The sequence below is a fragment of the Mycobacterium sp. G7A2 genome, assembly GCF_041902445.1.
GTDB lineage: Bacteria > Actinomycetota > Actinomycetes > Mycobacteriales > Mycobacteriaceae > Mycobacterium.
Window position 1 is genome coordinate 5604634 of record NZ_CP169251.1, and the last position, 14994, is coordinate 5619627.

General features: G+C 69.8%; 17 protein-coding genes and 1 pseudogene. 14 read left to right on the plus strand and 4 right to left on the minus strand.

Translation table 11 applies throughout. The features are described from left to right. Positions 1-147: 147 nt before the first annotated feature. The 11 genes from lysE (at position 148) to ACEWX3_RS26745 (ending at position 9002) form a co-directional block, all read left to right on the plus strand. Positions 148-711 carry an L-lysine exporter gene (gene lysE, locus ACEWX3_RS26695; protein ID WP_207068074.1) on the plus strand — a complete coding sequence of 188 codons (564 nt, stop codon included), beginning with the start codon at positions 148-150 and terminating at the stop codon, positions 709-711. Between the two features lie 237 nt (positions 712-948). Further along, entirely contained in the window at positions 949-2037 is a 1089-nt protein-coding gene (locus tag ACEWX3_RS26700) for a substrate-binding domain-containing protein (RefSeq protein WP_374158192.1), read from the plus strand. Continuing rightward, positions 2034-2609: a TetR/AcrR family transcriptional regulator gene (locus ACEWX3_RS26705; RefSeq protein ID WP_374158193.1), complete on the plus strand. Its 576-nt coding sequence runs from the start codon at positions 2034-2036 to the stop codon at positions 2607-2609. Before ACEWX3_RS26700 ends, ACEWX3_RS26705 begins: the two co-directional genes overlap by 4 nt. 43 nt (positions 2610-2652) lie before the next feature. Continuing rightward, the gene (locus tag ACEWX3_RS26710) at positions 2653-3063 is read left to right on the plus strand and encodes a hypothetical protein (protein WP_322486690.1); all 411 of its coding nucleotides are present in this window, start codon (positions 2653-2655) and stop codon (positions 3061-3063) included. 47 nt (positions 3064-3110) lie between these two features. After that, entirely contained in the window at positions 3111-4031 is a 921-nt protein-coding gene (locus ACEWX3_RS26715) for an ABC transporter substrate-binding protein (RefSeq protein ID WP_374158194.1), read from the plus strand. Between the two features lie 12 nt (positions 4032-4043). Next, positions 4044-4733, plus strand: coding sequence for a queuosine precursor transporter (locus tag ACEWX3_RS26720; RefSeq protein ID WP_207069305.1), 690 nt, complete (start codon positions 4044-4046; stop codon positions 4731-4733). A gap of 84 nt (positions 4734-4817) precedes the next feature. Then, positions 4818-5492, plus strand: a complete 675-nt coding sequence (locus ACEWX3_RS26725) for an allophanate hydrolase subunit 1 (RefSeq protein WP_207069306.1) — start codon at positions 4818-4820, stop codon at positions 5490-5492. Further along, positions 5489-6385: a 5-oxoprolinase/urea amidolyase family protein gene (locus ACEWX3_RS26730; RefSeq protein ID WP_374158195.1), complete on the plus strand. Its 897-nt coding sequence runs from the start codon at positions 5489-5491 to the stop codon at positions 6383-6385. The genes ACEWX3_RS26725 and ACEWX3_RS26730 overlap by 4 nt, the downstream gene beginning before the upstream one ends. 77 nt (positions 6386-6462) lie before the next feature. After that, positions 6463-7050 carry a GNAT family N-acetyltransferase gene (locus ACEWX3_RS26735; RefSeq protein WP_374158196.1) on the plus strand — a complete coding sequence of 196 codons (588 nt, stop codon included), beginning with the start codon at positions 6463-6465 and terminating at the stop codon, positions 7048-7050. Between the two features lie 120 nt (positions 7051-7170). Beyond that, complete coding sequence (locus ACEWX3_RS26740) at positions 7171-8313, plus strand: uroporphyrinogen-III synthase (RefSeq protein WP_207069309.1); 1143 nt, start codon at positions 7171-7173, stop codon at positions 8311-8313. Beyond that, the gene (locus tag ACEWX3_RS26745; RefSeq protein WP_221350427.1) at positions 8310-9002 is read left to right on the plus strand and encodes a sirohydrochlorin chelatase; all 693 of its coding nucleotides are present in this window, start codon (positions 8310-8312) and stop codon (positions 9000-9002) included. The genes ACEWX3_RS26740 and ACEWX3_RS26745 overlap by 4 nt, the downstream gene beginning before the upstream one ends. Here the strand turns inward: ACEWX3_RS26745 and fdxA are convergent. The 3 genes from fdxA to nirB form a co-directional block, all read right to left on the minus strand. Next, positions 8982-9335 (minus strand): ferredoxin, encoded by a 354-nt coding sequence (fdxA, locus tag ACEWX3_RS26750; protein WP_163672692.1) that lies wholly within the window; start codon positions 9333-9335, stop codon positions 8982-8984. The genes ACEWX3_RS26745 and fdxA overlap by 21 nt on opposite strands. A 115-nt stretch (positions 9336-9450) precedes the next feature. Next, positions 9451-9798, minus strand: a complete 348-nt coding sequence (gene nirD, locus ACEWX3_RS26755) for a nitrite reductase small subunit NirD (protein ID WP_374158197.1) — start codon at positions 9796-9798, stop codon at positions 9451-9453. A gap of 6 nt (positions 9799-9804) precedes the next feature. Next, a complete protein-coding gene (gene nirB / locus ACEWX3_RS26760) occupies positions 9805-12357 on the minus strand; it encodes a nitrite reductase large subunit NirB (RefSeq protein WP_374158198.1) in 2553 nt (850 codons plus the stop codon). 196 nt (positions 12358-12553) lie between these two features. On the opposite strand from nirB, the gene ACEWX3_RS26765 reads away from it, so the two are divergent. The 3 genes from ACEWX3_RS26765 to ACEWX3_RS26775 all read left to right on the plus strand — a co-directional run bounded on the left by ACEWX3_RS26765 (position 12554) and on the right by ACEWX3_RS26775 (position 14193). Further along, entirely contained in the window at positions 12554-13009 is a 456-nt protein-coding gene (locus tag ACEWX3_RS26765) for an Hsp20/alpha crystallin family protein (protein WP_374158199.1), read from the plus strand. Between the two features lie 56 nt (positions 13010-13065). Further along, complete coding sequence (locus ACEWX3_RS26770) at positions 13066-13497, plus strand: hypothetical protein (protein ID WP_374158200.1); 432 nt, start codon at positions 13066-13068, stop codon at positions 13495-13497. A gap of 246 nt (positions 13498-13743) precedes the next feature. Further along, positions 13744-14193, plus strand: coding sequence for a universal stress protein (locus ACEWX3_RS26775; RefSeq protein WP_152515051.1), 450 nt, complete (start codon positions 13744-13746; stop codon positions 14191-14193). A gap of 8 nt (positions 14194-14201) precedes the next feature. Here ACEWX3_RS26775 and ACEWX3_RS26780 read toward each other — a convergent pair. Continuing rightward, positions 14202-14960: pseudogene (locus ACEWX3_RS26780) on the minus strand (isocitrate lyase/phosphoenolpyruvate mutase family protein). Between the last annotated feature and the right edge of the window lie 34 nt (positions 14961-14994).

Here is a 14994-nt window from a genome sequence, read left to right on the forward strand (position 1 = left end):
CCGCACGCCGGTGCACGGGTCGTTCGCCGGCATTAGATTCACTAATCTGCCGAAAGAATCTTTAGCTGTACTGCTCGGTCACGACTTCCTAGCGTGGTGCGGGTGAGTACCGGATTCCTCGTCGTCCTGAGCGGCTTCGCCACCACGATGGCCCTCATCGCCGCGATCGGCGCGCAGAACGCGTTCGTGCTGCGACAGGGCATCCGCGGCGAGCACGTGCTGCCCGTGGTGGCGCTGTGCACGGTGTCCGATCTGGTGCTGATCTTCGCCGGCATCGCCGGCTTCGGCGCGCTGGTGGCGGCCCACCCCGACGTCGTCACTGTCGCCAAGTTCGGCGGCGCCGCCTTCCTGATCGGTTACGGCCTGCTGGCCGCGCGCCGCGCCGTCACCCCCGGCACGCTCACTCCGTCGCAGGCCAACCCGTCTCGGCTCGCCGGAGTGCTGATCACCTGTCTGGCGCTGACGTTTCTGAACCCGCACGTCTATCTCGACACCGTCATCCTGCTCGGCGCGCTGGCCAACGAGCACCGCGACGAGCGATGGCTGTTCGGCGTCGGGGCGGTGGCGGCCAGCGCCGTGTGGTTCACCAGCCTGGGTTTCGGCGCCCGGCGGTTGGGGCGGCTGTTCGCGTCTGCGAAGACCTGGCGCATTCTCGACGCGACCATCGCGCTCACCATGTTCGCGCTCGCAATTTCCCTGGTCGTGAGCTAACAGCAAAGCCCAGCTAGGGGTCGGGCAGGCCAACGGATTTGGCGGCAGCACCCGCTGTCGGCGAACGCAGCGCCAGTAGTCACCTCCGGCCGAAAAGTGTGACAGGCTGGCGGAATTCACTTGCCAATGACCTCTTGCCACTACACTCGCCGCTACCGAGATCACGGGCTGACCAGCGAGTTCGAGGTGGGTTACCGCCGATCTCGGCGATGCACAGACCCGCGCGGAGGCCCTCGCATGTTCAGCTCTGCCAGCCGATCAGTCCGGTGCCGGCTAACCGCCCTCGCCGCCGGTTGCACGCTGATCGCCGCGTTGGTTTCCGCGTGCAGCAAGACCGAACCCGCCGAAGAGGCCGGAAACGGCGTCGCGCTGATCATCAAGACCGAGACCAACCCGTTCTTCGTCGACATCAAGCAGACCGCGCTTCGGGAAGCCGAGGCGAAGGGATTGACGTTGACGACTGCTGCGGGCACTGAGGACGGCGATGTCGGCAGCCAGGTGGCCGCGATCGACGCCGCCGTCGCGCGCGGCGACCGGGCCATCATGATCACCCCCAACGGCGCGGGTGTCGACAACGCGCTCCGCCGCGCCGGCGACGCCGGCGTCTTCGTCGTCGCGCTGGACACCAAGCCCACCGACCCCGGCGCGGCCGACATCACCTTCGCCACCGACAATTTCGAGGCCGGGCGGCTCATCGGCGCCTGGGCGGCGGAGAAGATGGCCGGCCAGACCGCCGTCATCGCGCTGCTCGACCTGTTCCACAACCGGCAGGTGGAGTCGGATTACCAACGCAACCAGGGCTTTCTGACCGGCATGGGCATCCCGGTCGGCGATTACCGCAGGACCGGCGATGAAGCGCCGACCGGCGTCTATCGCGGCGGGAGATACCGCATCGCCTGTCAGGACGTGACCCTCGGCGCCGCCGCGGGCGGCCGCGCCGCGATGGAGCGGTGCCTGTCCCACAGCCCCGACATCAACCTCGTCTACACCATCAACGAACCCGCAGCCAGCGGCGCCGCCGAGATCCTCGCCGCGGCGGACAATCCCGCGGTGCTCGTCTCCGTCGACGGCGGCTGCGACCCGGGACTGCGACTGGTCTCCGAGGGCGTCATCGGCGCCACCGCACAGCAGAACCCGGTACAGATGGCGGAGCAGGCCGTCGACGCCGTCGCGACGTTCCTCAGCACCGGCGACAAACCGGTGCCCGACACCGGGATCGACATGATCGACACCGGGGTCGTGCTCGTCACCGACGACCCGCAACCGGGAGTGCCCAGCATCGACGTCGCCGAAGGAATGAAGCGCTGCTGGGGGAAGGCCGCGTGAGCGACGGTCCCGAGGGACTCCGGGAGCGCAAGAAGCGCCGCACCCGGGAGGCGGTGCGCGAAGCCGCTTTTCGACTGTTCGAGGAACAGGGCTACCAGACCACGACCGTCGAGCAGATCGCCGAGGCCGCCGACGTGTCCTCGCGGACCTTCTTTCGGTATTTCCCGAACAAGGCCGACCTGCTGATCCCCGATCAGCTCATGGAGCCGATCATCGATCTGTTCCTGGCCGCACCCGCAGACCTGGCGCCGCTGGCCGCCTACCGTCACGCGCTGCAGCAGGTCTTCAGCGGCATGGCGGGTCCGGAGTGGGCCGCCGAAATGAACCGCCAGCAGTTGCTGTACACCCTGCCCGAAGCTGCCGGCGGGCTCTACCACACCTACATCCACGTCATCGAGCTCATCACCGATGCGCTGGCGACGAGGTTGGATCGCGACGGCGACGACCCGCAACTCCGCATCACCGCAGGGGCGATGACCGGCGTCATGATGGCCGCACTGCACGGCACCCCGATGTCGCCGGAAACCCTGTTCGAGGGCCTGGAGTTCCTCGAGGCCGGTCTGCCGCTGTAGTCGAAGGGTCACGCACTCGCCGACCGCGCACTACCCTGCACACATGGCCACCTGCCTGCTCGCCGTCAAAGTCGCCGTCGCCGGTGCCCTGCTCGGCGGGGCCGCGCTGACGGCCGCCGCCCAGGCGGCGGCACAGCCCGTACCGCCGGTGGACCCGGCACTGCCCCCGGCGCCGCCGCCGGCCGGGGCCCCGTACGTGCCGCCCGTGCCGAACGCCGACTTCAACAACACCGGCCAGTTCGACTTCGTGCGCGACCTGATGACCATGGGCAATTCGGCAGAGTTCTTCCAGTCCGTCGGCCCCGGAGTGATGGGCCCGACGGCCTGGCTGCCACCCGCCCCGTACGGACCACCCGCCGCACCCCCGCCGCCGGCGCCCGGCTCGCCGCCGGTGCCCGCGTCGGCGCCCCCGCCGATCTGGCCGCCGATGCCGATCCCGGCGCCCGTTCCCTGATCGACTCCCCCAGTCACGAGATGTGGTCCCGCCGTGGCCTCTTCACGATGGCCGCGGGAGCGGCCGTCGTCACCGCGTGCGCACCCGAGCCACCGGGGACCGTCGCCGACGACGGATCGGTCACCGTCGCCCATGCCTTCGGGGAGACGCGCATCCCGGCGCCCCCGACCCGGGTCGTCAGCGCCGGCCTGACCGACGCCGACGACCTGCTCGCACTCGGTGTGGTGCCGGTGGCGGTCACCGACTGGTTCGGCGACGAACCGTACGGGGTGTGGCCATGGGCGCAGGCCCGTCTCGGCGGTGCCCAGCCTGTCGTGCTCAGTCTGGCCGACGGCGTCCAGGTCGATCAGATCGCCGGGCTGCGGCCCGACCTGATCGTCGCCACCGACGCCGGCCTCGACGAGGAGACCTACCGCCGGCTCGGCGAGATCGCGCCGACGCTGCCGCAGTCCGGCTCGGCGGCGTTCTTCGAGCCGTGGCGCGATCAGGCCACCGCGATCGGCCAGGCGGTGTTCCGCCGCGACGACATGGCCGCGCTCATCTCCGGGGTCGAGGCCCGCTTCACGCAGGTCAAAGAAGCCAATCCGCAGTTCTCCGGCGCGTCGGTACTCCTGCTCGACGGCCGGTTGACGCGCGGTGCCGTGCGGGTCACCGGCCCGCCGTGGCGGCGAGAGTTCCTGACCCAGATGGGATTGACCCTTGCCGACCCCGCCGAGCCACTGATCCCCCGCGACCGCATCGCCGACGTTCTCGATTCGGCAGACGTGCTGATCTGGACCACCGAGAGCCCCGAGGAGCAGGGTGCGCTGCTCGCCGACCCGGTCATCGCCGCCCTGTCCGCGACCAACCGAGAGCGCCACGTGTTCACCGACAAGGAGCTCGCCGGAGCCATCGCCTACGCCTCCACGTTGTCGTGGCCGGTGGTCGCCGACAGGTTGCCGCCGATGATCGCCGCTGCGCTGAACTGATCTAATGACTGCGTGACCAGCCCCGGAACCGTCGACCACGAGCACGCCGTCTTCGCTCGGGTGGGTTCGGCCTACTATCCGGTGCTCGTCGCCGTCTTCACCGCGCTGGTCATCATCTCCAACGTCACCGCCACCAAGGGTGTCGAGTTCGGCCCGATCATCACCGATGGCGGATTCATCGTGTTCCCGCTGACCTATGTCATCGGTGACGTGCTGTCGGAGGTCTACGGATTCAAGGCGGCGCGGCGGGCCATCTACACCGGCTTCGCGATGAACGCGCTGGCCGCGGCCGCGTTCTGGGCGACGGTGTATCTGCCGGCGGCCGACTTCTATCCCAACCAGGAACACTTCGAGAACGTCGTCGGCGCGTACACGGCCCTGATCATCGCGGGCCTGGCCGGTTTCATCGTCGGCCAGACGCTCAATGCCTGGGTGGTGGTGCTGATCAAGGAGCGCACCAAGGAGAAGCACTTGTGGGCGCGGCTGATCGGGTCCACCTTCGTCGGTCAATTGGGTGACACCGTGGTGTTCTGCGCGATCGCCGCCAGCGCGATCGGCATCTCGACGTTCGGCGACTTCGCCACGTACACCGCCCAGGGCTGGGTGTACAAGACCGCGATCGAGGTCGTGATGCTGCCGATCACCTACCGCGTGATCGCGGCGATCAAGCGGCGCGAGCCGACCTATCAGCTCGCAGGTTGAGTTCTCGTTAAGACCGCTCTGGCAAGAGTCCCAGAGCTGCGCCGACCGGGCGCTTTCCAAGCTACTCGGCGGTAGCTTTGGGTCATGAGCGTGACAGCCGACGCGAAGGACGCGATGCGCACCGGCGACGTGGGGATCCGCGATTACGGTGACCGCGCGCTGCTTCTCGAATGCGACAGCACCGCCGAGGTCCTGGCCTGGACCGAGACGCTGCGCGCCGCCGAGCTACCCGGCGTGGACGACCTCGTGCCGGCCGCCCGCACCGTGTTGATCAAGCTTGCCGGGGTCGAGTACCAGGCGCCCACCCGGCAGCGCCTGGGCACGGTCCGCCCCACCGACGAGAGCGTCCACGCCGCCGCCCCTCCCGAGGGCCGCGCCGACGTCGTGATCGACGTCGTCTACGACGGCGCCGACCTCGACGAGGTGGCACGGCTGACCGGGCTGGACGTCGACCAGGTCGTCGCCGCCCACACCGGCACACCGTGGCGGGTCGGCTTCAGCGGCTTCGCACCGGGCTTCGCCTACCTGGTGGGCGGAGACGATCGCCTGGCCGTACCGCGGCGCACGGATCCGCGCACCAAGGTTCCCGTCGGCTCGGTCGGCCTGGCCGGCGAGTTCAGCGGGATCTACCCACGCGAGTCCCCCGGGGGTTGGCAGCTGATCGGCCGGACGTCGGCGACGTTGTGGGACATCAAACGCGCCGATCCCGCCCTGCTGATGCCGGGCATGTGGGTGCAGTTCCGGGCGGTGCAGCCATGAGCGTCACCCTGGAAGTTCTCCAGACCGGTCCGCTCGCGCTCGTGCAGGACCTGGGCCGGGCCGGTCTGTCGCATCTCGGCGTGACCCGCTCCGGCGCGGCCGACCGGCGCTCCCACACGCTGGCCAACCGTCTGGTCGCCAACCCGGGCGACCGGGCCACCGTCGAGGTGACCATGGGCGGCTTCACCGCCCGCGTGCACGGCGGGGCAGGCGAGGAAGGAATCGCCATCGCAGTGACCGGCGCGGACACCGACCCGGCTGCCGACGGAATCCCCTTCGGCTCCAACAGCATCCACTACGTCCACGACGGCGAGGTCATCTCGCTGCACCCGCCGCGTTCGGGCCTGCGCTCCTACCTGGCCGTGCGCGGCGGCGTCGATGTCGAGCCGGTACTCGGTTCGCGCAGCTACGACGTGATGTCGGCGATCGGGCCGTTGCCGCTGCGCCCCGGCGACGTCCTGCCGGTCGGCGCACACACCGCCGACTTCCCGGAGGTCGACCAGGCACCGGTGGCCGCGCTCGTCGATGACGTGCTCGAGCTGGCGGTGGTGCCCGGCCCCCGCGACGACTGGTTCGCCGACGCCGACATCCTGGTGCGCACCAACTGGCAGGTCACCAACCGCAGCGACCGGGTGGGGATCCGGTTGGTCGGGATGCCGCTGGAGTACCGCCGACCCGACCGTCAGCTGCCCAGCGAGGGCGCCACCCGCGGCGCCATCCAGGTCCCGCCCAACGGTTTCCCGGTGATCCTCGGGCCCGATCACCCGGTCACCGGCGGCTACCCGGTCGTCGGGGTCGTGGTGGACGACGACATCGACCGGCTCGCCCAGGCACGCCCCGGGCAGACAGTCCGGCTGCACTGGTCGCGGCCGCGCCGCCCGTCCGAGCACTGAGGGTCGCCGCTGTCATCGCCCGGCTGCGGTGCGCCGACACCGTCCCGGTCGCGCGCACCGGCGCGCGGTTCGCCGGCGTGCGTTTCCGGCGCGTCGGGGCGGGCGCTGGTAGAACCGGAGGTGTGCGCGCACGTCTCGTCCACACCGCGGACCTCGACGACGAGACCCGTGAGCACGCCCGCGCCATGGTGATGGAGGCGTTCGACGGTGGGTTCACCGACGACGACTGGGACCACGCCCTCGGCGGCATGCACGCCGTCATCTGCTGGCGCGGGGCGCTGATCGGGCACGCCGCTGTGGTCCTGCGTCGCCTGCTCTACCGCGACACCGTGCTGCGGTGCGGCTATGTCGAGGCCGTCGCCGTGCGGGAGGACCAGCGCGGCCAAGGGCTGGGTACCGCCCTGATGGACGCCGCCGAGCAGGTGATCCGCGGCGGCTACCACCTGGGGGCGCTGAGCGCGACGGAGCTGGGCAGGCCGGTGTACGTCAGTCGCGGGTGGCTCGCGTGGCGGGGGCCGACCTCGGTCCTCTCCCCAGCCGGGCTGACCCCGACACCCGACGACGAAGGCTCGGTGATGGTCCTGCCCGCGCAGCTGCCCGCGGGGGTCGAGCTGGACCCCGACGTCGCCCTGACCTGCGACTGGCGCGCCGGAGATGTCTGGTGAGCCGAGCTCACATGCCGGAGGCGATGACGGTGAGCGGAAATTCACGGCCTGAGCGGGCGCGACACGACCAGGCAATCACCGCTTAATCAGCATGAAACATCGCGCCAATAGACAGAACGCATGAGTGAGCCGGACTTCTCACCGCTCACCGGGTTTCGGGTGGCGGTGACATCAGCGCGGCGGGCCGACGAACTCGCCACGCTGCTGCGGCGTCGTGGTGCCACCGTCACCAGCGCCGCCGCCATCGAGATGGTGCCGCTACCCGACGACGACGAGCTGCAGCAGAACACGGCGTCGCTGATCGACTCGCCGCCCGACATCGTCATCGCCACCACCGGCATCGGATTCCGTGGCTGGATGTCGGCGGCGGACGGCTGGGGCGTGGCCACCGCGCTGACCGACGCGCTTAGCAAGGCCCGCGTCGTCTCACGGGGCCCCAAAGCCACTGGCGCATTGCGCGCGGGCGGCCTGCCCGAGGAATGGTCGCCGGACTCGGAATCCTCGCGCGAGGTGCTGCACTACCTGCTCGAAGGCGGGATCGCGGGTGCGCGCATCGCGGTGCAACTGCACGGCGCGACCGACGACTGGGATCCGTTCCCGGAGTTCCTCGACGAGCTGCGCGCAGCCGGCGCCGAAGTCGTGCCGATCCGGGTGTACCGGTGGCATCCGGCGCCCCGCAACGGGGACTTCGACCAGTTGGTCGCCGGCATCGCCGAGGAGAAATTCGACGCGGTGAGCTTCACCTCGGCCCCCGCCGTCGCGTCGGTGCTGATGCGCGCGGGTGAGATGGGCCTGGGAGCCGAGGTGCTCTCGGCGCTGCGCGGTGGCGTGCACGCGATGTGCGTCGGTCCGGTCACCGCCCGGCCTCTGGTCCGTCTCGGTGTGCCCACCTCGGCCCCCGAACGGATGCGGCTGGGCGCGCTGGCCCGCCACATCACCGACGAACTGCCGCTGCTGCAATCCCGGACCGTGCGGGTGGCGGGCCATCTGCTCGAGATCCGCGGCAACTGCGTGCTGGTCGACGGCGCGGTCAGGACGATGTCGCCGGCGGCCATGGCGACCATCCGGGCGCTGGCGCTGCGGCCCGGCACCGTGGTGTCGCGAGCGGATCTGCTGCGGGCGCTGCCGGGAAGCAGCACCGACACCCATGCGGTGGAGACTGCCGTGCTGCGGCTGCGCACCGCGCTGGGCGACAAGAAGATGGTGGCCACCGTCGTCAAGCGCGGCTACCGGCTGCCCGTCGACGAGGCGTTCGCCTCGTGAGCTTCGTGCTGGTCGCCCACGGCACGCGGGTGTCCCGCGGGGTCTCGCTCATCGGCGATCTCGCCGATCGGGTGGCACAGACCCTGGACCGGCCGGTGCACGTCGCGTTCGTCGATGTCTTGGGCCCCACTCCGACCGAACTGCTCAGCGCCGCCACCGATCGGGCCGCCGTGCTGGTGCCGGCGTTCCTGGCGCGTGGCTATCACGTCCGCCGCGACATCCCCGCCCACGTCGCCGACAGCGGCCACCCCGACGTCACCGTCACCGCCGCCCTCGGGCCCGACCCTGCACTGATCCGTGTCCTGGTCGATCGGCTACTCGAAACAGGTTGGCGTCCGGGTGATTCCGTCATCCTGGGCGCGGCGGGAACCTCGGATCCGGATGCGATGCGCGATCTGCACACGACGGCCGCCGCACTGTCGGCGGTCCTCGGCTCGCGGGTCGAGCTGGCATTCGCCGCCACCGGCGAACCCCGCGTCGCCGAGGCCGTCGCCGCCGCCCGCGCCCGCCGCCGCCGCGTCGTGGTGGCGTCCTACCTGCTGTCGGAGGGGCTGTTCCAGGACCGGCTGCGCGCCAGCGGCGCCGACCTCGTCACCGATCCGTTGGGCACGCACCCGGGGATCACCCGGCTGATCAGCAACCGCTTCCAGCGGGCCGGTGCAGAGTTCTCAGGGATGCGGGGTCGTTGACGGCGGCAGGCTCGCGACCAGCGGGGTGTCGGCCCCGACCCGACCCAGGCTCAGCGCCCCGCCCGGATCACCCAGCGGCGCATCGCGACCCGGCAGCGTCATGGTGAAGAACGCGGCGTTGTCCTCGAGGTACTGCGCCTCCTCGTCGGGCAGGTCGGTCTCGTAGTAGATCGCCTCCACCCGGCAGGCCAGCCTGCAGGCGCCGCAGTCCACACATTCGTTGGGGTTGATGTACATGGCGCGGTCGCCTTCGTAGATGCAGTCCGCCGGGCATTCCTGCATGCAGGACTTGTCCACGATGTCCACGCATGCGCTGCCGATCACGTAGGTCATGGCCACCACGGTAGGCAGCGCCGGTGGCCGCGTCGTGGGCCGAAAGTCCTCACTTTGGTCTCGAACGGACAACGCCCGGGCGCGGGCCCCGGCCGGCGGCCCCAGCCGCGGTGGATCAGGAGCCGACCTGGACGTCGCCCTCGGGGGTGAGCCGTGTCGCGTACACGGGCAGGCCGCGGTCCGGGTCGTCGAGACAGCGCCCGTCGTCGAGCGCGAACGCCTGCTTCTTGATCGGCGACTGGACGATGGGGCGCCCGCCGCGATCGCCGACGATGCCGCGCGACATCACCGCGGCCCCGGAGAACGGGTCGATGTTGCCGACCGCGCGTAACGATCCGTCGTCGAGCCGGAACAGCGCGGCCTGCACACCGTCAGGAAGCAGCACGCCGACACCACGGTTGGGCAGCAGCCGGTCGTACGGGCACGCGGTCGTCCACACGGTGACGTCACCCAGCAGCGTCATCGTCTCTCACCCACCGATCTTCGGCATACCGATGTCGGTGGGCACCCGCCGCCCGGACCGCTCGGTGAACGTCACAGTCGGGTCGACGACGTCCGGTGCATTCACGAACGACACGAACCGGCTGAGCTTGTCCGGGTCCTCGAGCACGCCTTTCCACTCACAGGCGTAGCCCTCGACGTGACGCTCCACGGCCGCCTCGAACTCGGCGGCCAACCCCAGCGAGTCGTCGCACACCACCTCACGCACGTGGTCGAGGCCGAGCTCCTCGACCCATGGCGCGGTGCGCTGCAGCCGATCAGCCGTGCGGATGTAGAACATCAGGAAGCGGTCGACGTAGCGGACCAGCGTCTCGTCGTCGAGGTCACCGGCGAGCAGCTCGGCGTGGCGCGGCGTCATCCCGCCGTTGCCGCCCACGTAGAGGTTCCACCCGGTTTCGGTGGCGATGACGCCGACGTCCTTACCGCGCGCCTCCGCGCATTCCCGGGCACATCCGGACACCCCCATCTTGATCTTGTGCGGGGCGCGCAGGCCGCGATAGCGCAGCTCGAGGTTGATGGCCATCTGCACCGAATCCTGTTGCCCGTACCGGCACCAGTCGCTGCCGACGCAGCTCTTCACGGTGCGCAGCGCCTTGCCGTAGGCGTGTCCGGATTCCATGCCGCCCTCGACCAGGCGCCGCCAGATCTCGGGCAGCTGGTCGACGCGCGCACCGAACATATCGATGCGTTGGCCGCCGGTGATCTTGGTGTAGAGGTCGAATTCCTTGGCGATCTCGCCGATCAGGATGAGGTGGTCGGGGGTGATGTCGCCGCCCGGCACGCGGGGCACCACCGAATAGCTGCCGTTGCGCTGGATGTTGGCCAGGAAGTGGTCGTTGGAGTCCTGCAGCGACGCCTGTTCGCCGTCGAGAATGTGCTCCGAACTGGTCGAGGCCAGGATCGACGCGACGACGGGTTTGCAGATGTCGCAACCCTTTCCGGTGCCGAACCGTTCGATCAGACCCGAGAAGGTCCGAATCGTGGTGGCCGAGACGATCTCGAACAGCTCGGCTCGCGAATTGCTGAAGTGCTCACACAGCGCCTTGGACTGCGCGACGCCTTCGGCTTCGAGCAGCTGCTTGAGCAGCGGCACGCACGAACCACAGCTCGTGCCTGCCTGGGTGCAGGTCTTCAGCGCGGGCACGTCGTGGCAGCCCTGGGCGATCGCGCCGGTGAGATCACCCTTGGTGACGTTGTTGCAGGAGCAGATCTGGGCCGCCTCCGGAAGCGCGCCGACGCCGAGACCTGTTGACCCGCTGGATGTCCCAGTCGGGGCGATCAACGCCATCGGGTCGCCGGGCAGCTGCTCGCCGACCATCGGACGCAGGATCCCGTACGCCGATGCGTCACCGACGAGAATGCCTCCCAGCAACGTCTTCGCGTCGTCGGACAGCACGAGTTTGGCGTAGGTCTGCCCCACCGCGTCGTTGACGACGACCTCCAGGCAGTCCGGGGTGACGCCCATCGCGTCGCCGAAGCTGGCCACGTCGACGCCGAGAAGCTTGAGCTTGGTGGACATGTCGGCTTCGGGGAAGTCCGCACCGCCACCGAGCAGTCGGTCGGCGACCACCTCGGCGCTGGTGTAGCCGGGACCGACCAGGCCGTAGCACCGGCCTTCGATCGCGGCCACCTCACCGATGGCATACACGCTGGGATCGTCGGTGACACAGGCCAGGTCGGTCAGCACCCCGCCCCGCTCGGCGAGCTGCAGCCCGCAGGCGCGGGCCAGCTCGTCGCGGGGTCGTACCCCGGCCGCGAAGACGACCAGGCCGGCGTCGATGACGGTCCCGTCGCTGAGCGTCACGTGCACCGAGTCGCTGTCGGCCGACCGCCGCAGCGGGCGGTTGCGTTGGGCCGGTGCGATGGACTCGGTGCTCACCCCGGTGTGCACGGCGATACCGAGGTCGCCGATCATCCGGCCCAGCAGGGCGCCGCCGGCCTCGTCGAGCTGCTGGGCCATCAGGCGCGGCGCCATCTCGACGACGTGGGCCGTCACACCGAAGGAGCGCAGCGCATTCGCCGCTTCCAGACCGAGTAGGCCGCCGCCGATCACGACTCCGGCATCGGTGTGCCCGGCGGCCAGGGTCCGCTGGGCGTCGGCGTGGATCGCGTCGAGGTCGTCGAGGGTGCGGTAGACGTGGCAGCAGGGCAGGTCGCGGCCCGGGACCGGGGGGACGAACGCTGCGGAACCGGTGGCCAGCACCAGGGCGTCGTAACCGATCCGGGAACCGTCGGCGGTGACGACAGTCCTGGCGTCCCGGTCGATGTCGACGACCCGGGTGTCCAGCCGCAGCTCGACCGAGGAGTCGCCGGCGTACTCGTTGCCGGGCAGCGCGAGCCGGTTGCGGTCCCAGTGCTCGGTGTATCCGGTGAGGCCGACCCGGTCGTACGCGGCGTCGCGCTCCTCGGCGAGCACGGTGATCCGCCACCTGCCCTCGGCGTCGCGGGAGCGTAGCGCCTCGACAAAACGGTGGCCGACCATCCCGTGGCCGACGACCACGACATGTGATGTGGCAGCCATGGAGCTGAACCTACGAAGCCGATATTGCCGCCGTGTCGCCTCCTGTGAAGCGGCCATCACAGCTTGCTCACGTGGGCTCGCGACGACCTGTGAGGACCTTCGCTCAGAGCGAAACCCCATCCGGAACATGAGCGTGGTCCGCTCAAGTTCTACAGGGTGAACGAACCGGCGCCCGAGCCGGTCACGACTCGAGGAGATGACGACAATGGCACATGCAGTATCACTGTGGTCGCGGCCGGCGCTGACGCCGTGGAACACCGACCGCTGGGTCCGCGACTTCTTCGGCCCTGCCGCCGGCGAGTGGGCCAGCGGCATCAACCCGGCCGTCGAGGTCACCAGAGACGGTGAGGACGCCGTGATCCGGGTGGATCTGCCCGGCGTCGACGTCGACAAGGACGTCACCGTCGAGATCGACAAGGGCCGACTGGTCATCAAGGGCGAACGCCGCGACGAACGAACCGAGGAGGACGCCGAGGGCCACCGCAGGTTCAGCGAAGTGCGCTACGGCTCGTTCCACCGCTCGTTCGGACTACCCGCCCACGTCACCGGGGACGCAGTGTCGGCGGCCTACGACGCCGGCGTGCTGACCGTTCGCGTGGCCGGAGCCCACAAGAGCGCCGACGCGCATCGCATCGCGATCGAAAGCAGGTAACTCCGACGTAGAACCGGTGGGAGCCAGCGGCTCCCACCGGTTACTGTGTTGCCGCCATGGATACGAGACTGGGCATCGACACGACGCTGACCGTGCTCGCCTCTGGGCTGATCTTCGCCTGGGCCCTGGTCCTCGGGATCTGGAAGTACCGCCAGATGGCGACCAGCCCGACGCATCTGGCCCACCCCTACGTCGACATCGCGCACCGCGCGGCGCTGCTCTACTCGTTCGCCACCATGCTGCTGGCCGTGTTCGTCGAGCTCAGCGCATGGCCGGCAGCGGTCAATCTGGCCGCCGCCGCGGTGGTGGTGTTCTTCTTCGTGGCAGCGATCGCGACCTACGTCGTCCACGGCCTCCGCCGCGACACCACCAATCAGTTCGAGCACGTCGACACCAGGATCCGGCTGGCGATGGCCGCACTGATCATCGGCGAGCTCGGCGGGTTCGCCGTGTTGCTCGCCGGATTCGCGGTGGGCCAGTTCGGCTGACCGGCCGTCGCGCCCCCTCGGATGCGGATCTGCCTGCGCGTCTGTCCGGTGTGGTGAGGAGAGTGCGCCAGCGCCGGGCGATGACGGTTGTGCGGGCGCCGGGCGATGACGGTTGTGCGCGGGCGCCGAGCGATTGACCACACAGCCGGCTCGGCGGCAGATTTCTCGACAACAGCCCCCTCCCGGCCCACCGTGCGGTATTCATTACCATGAAGTAAGAACACTTGTTTACTGAAGAGGTGCGTTGTGCCGGATCATCGCGTGATCATCGTCGGAACCGACGGCTCCGAGACGTCCATCCGCGCGGTCGAGAAGGCCGCCGGACTGGCCGCAGAGTCCAACGCCCGGTTGGTGGTCGCCTCGGCGTACCAGGCCGACCATCACCCCTCCGGCGCTCCCGACCCCGACCAGCCCCGCGACGAGCGCTACCGGACGACGGGCAATGCGCCGGTCTACGACCTGCTGCGTGACGCCTCGTCACGGGCCAGGAAAGCCGGCGCGCACGACGTCGAAGAGCGAGCAGTCGAGGGTGCGCCCGCCGACGCGCTGGTGGCACTCGCCGAGGAACTCGACGCCGATCTGCTCGTGGTGGGCAGCGTCGGGATGAACTCGATGGTCGGACGGCTCGTCGGATCGGTGCCACGCCTGGTGCGCAAGCGGGCCAAGACCGAGGTACTGATCGTCGAGACGGACTGAGCCGTCCTTCAGGTCCAGCGCCCGAGGATCTCGGTGGCCCGTTCGGCGAGCGCCGCCTGCCACAGCGGCCCGAAGCTGATGCGCGCCACGCCCAGCGGACCGAAGGACGACGGGTCCGCCTTGCCCGGATCGGCGATCGCGTTCACCGGTAGCGGCAACTCGGACGTCAAGCGCTGCAACGTATCCGGATCATGGAACCCGACGGGGTACAACACGTCGGCACCCGCCTCGGCGGCGTGGCGCAGCCGGGCGATCGCACGGTCGACCCGGTCGGCCTCGTCACCGTCGGCGCGGAGAAACAGGTCGGTGCGGGCGTTGATCACGACATGCACGCCGGCCGCCGCGGCCGCGGCGCGCAGCGCGTCGACCAGTTCGGCGTGCTCACCGGCCGAACGCAGCCGACCACCCTCACTGTGGACGGTGTCCTCGATGTTGAGCCCCACCGCACCGGCGGACAGCAGCCCCTCGATCAACCGGGCAGGCGGCTGCGCATAGCCGGACTAGATGTCGACCGACACCGGCACCTCGACCGCGGTCGTGATCTGCGTGACCCGGGCGAGCAGCTCCTCGAACGACATTCCCTCGTTGTCGGGTTTGCCGATCGAGTCCGCCACCGGATGGCTGCCAACCGTCAACGCGCCGAACCCGGCGTCGACGGCGAGCCGGGCCGACCACGCATCCCACACCGTCGGCAGGATCACGGGGTCGCCCGGCGTGTGCATCCGCAACAGCGTCTCCGCTGCGTCTTTCAGCCGTTCAGGACCCATCGATACGCTCCGCCCGTCAAAGTGATCTGTCTCA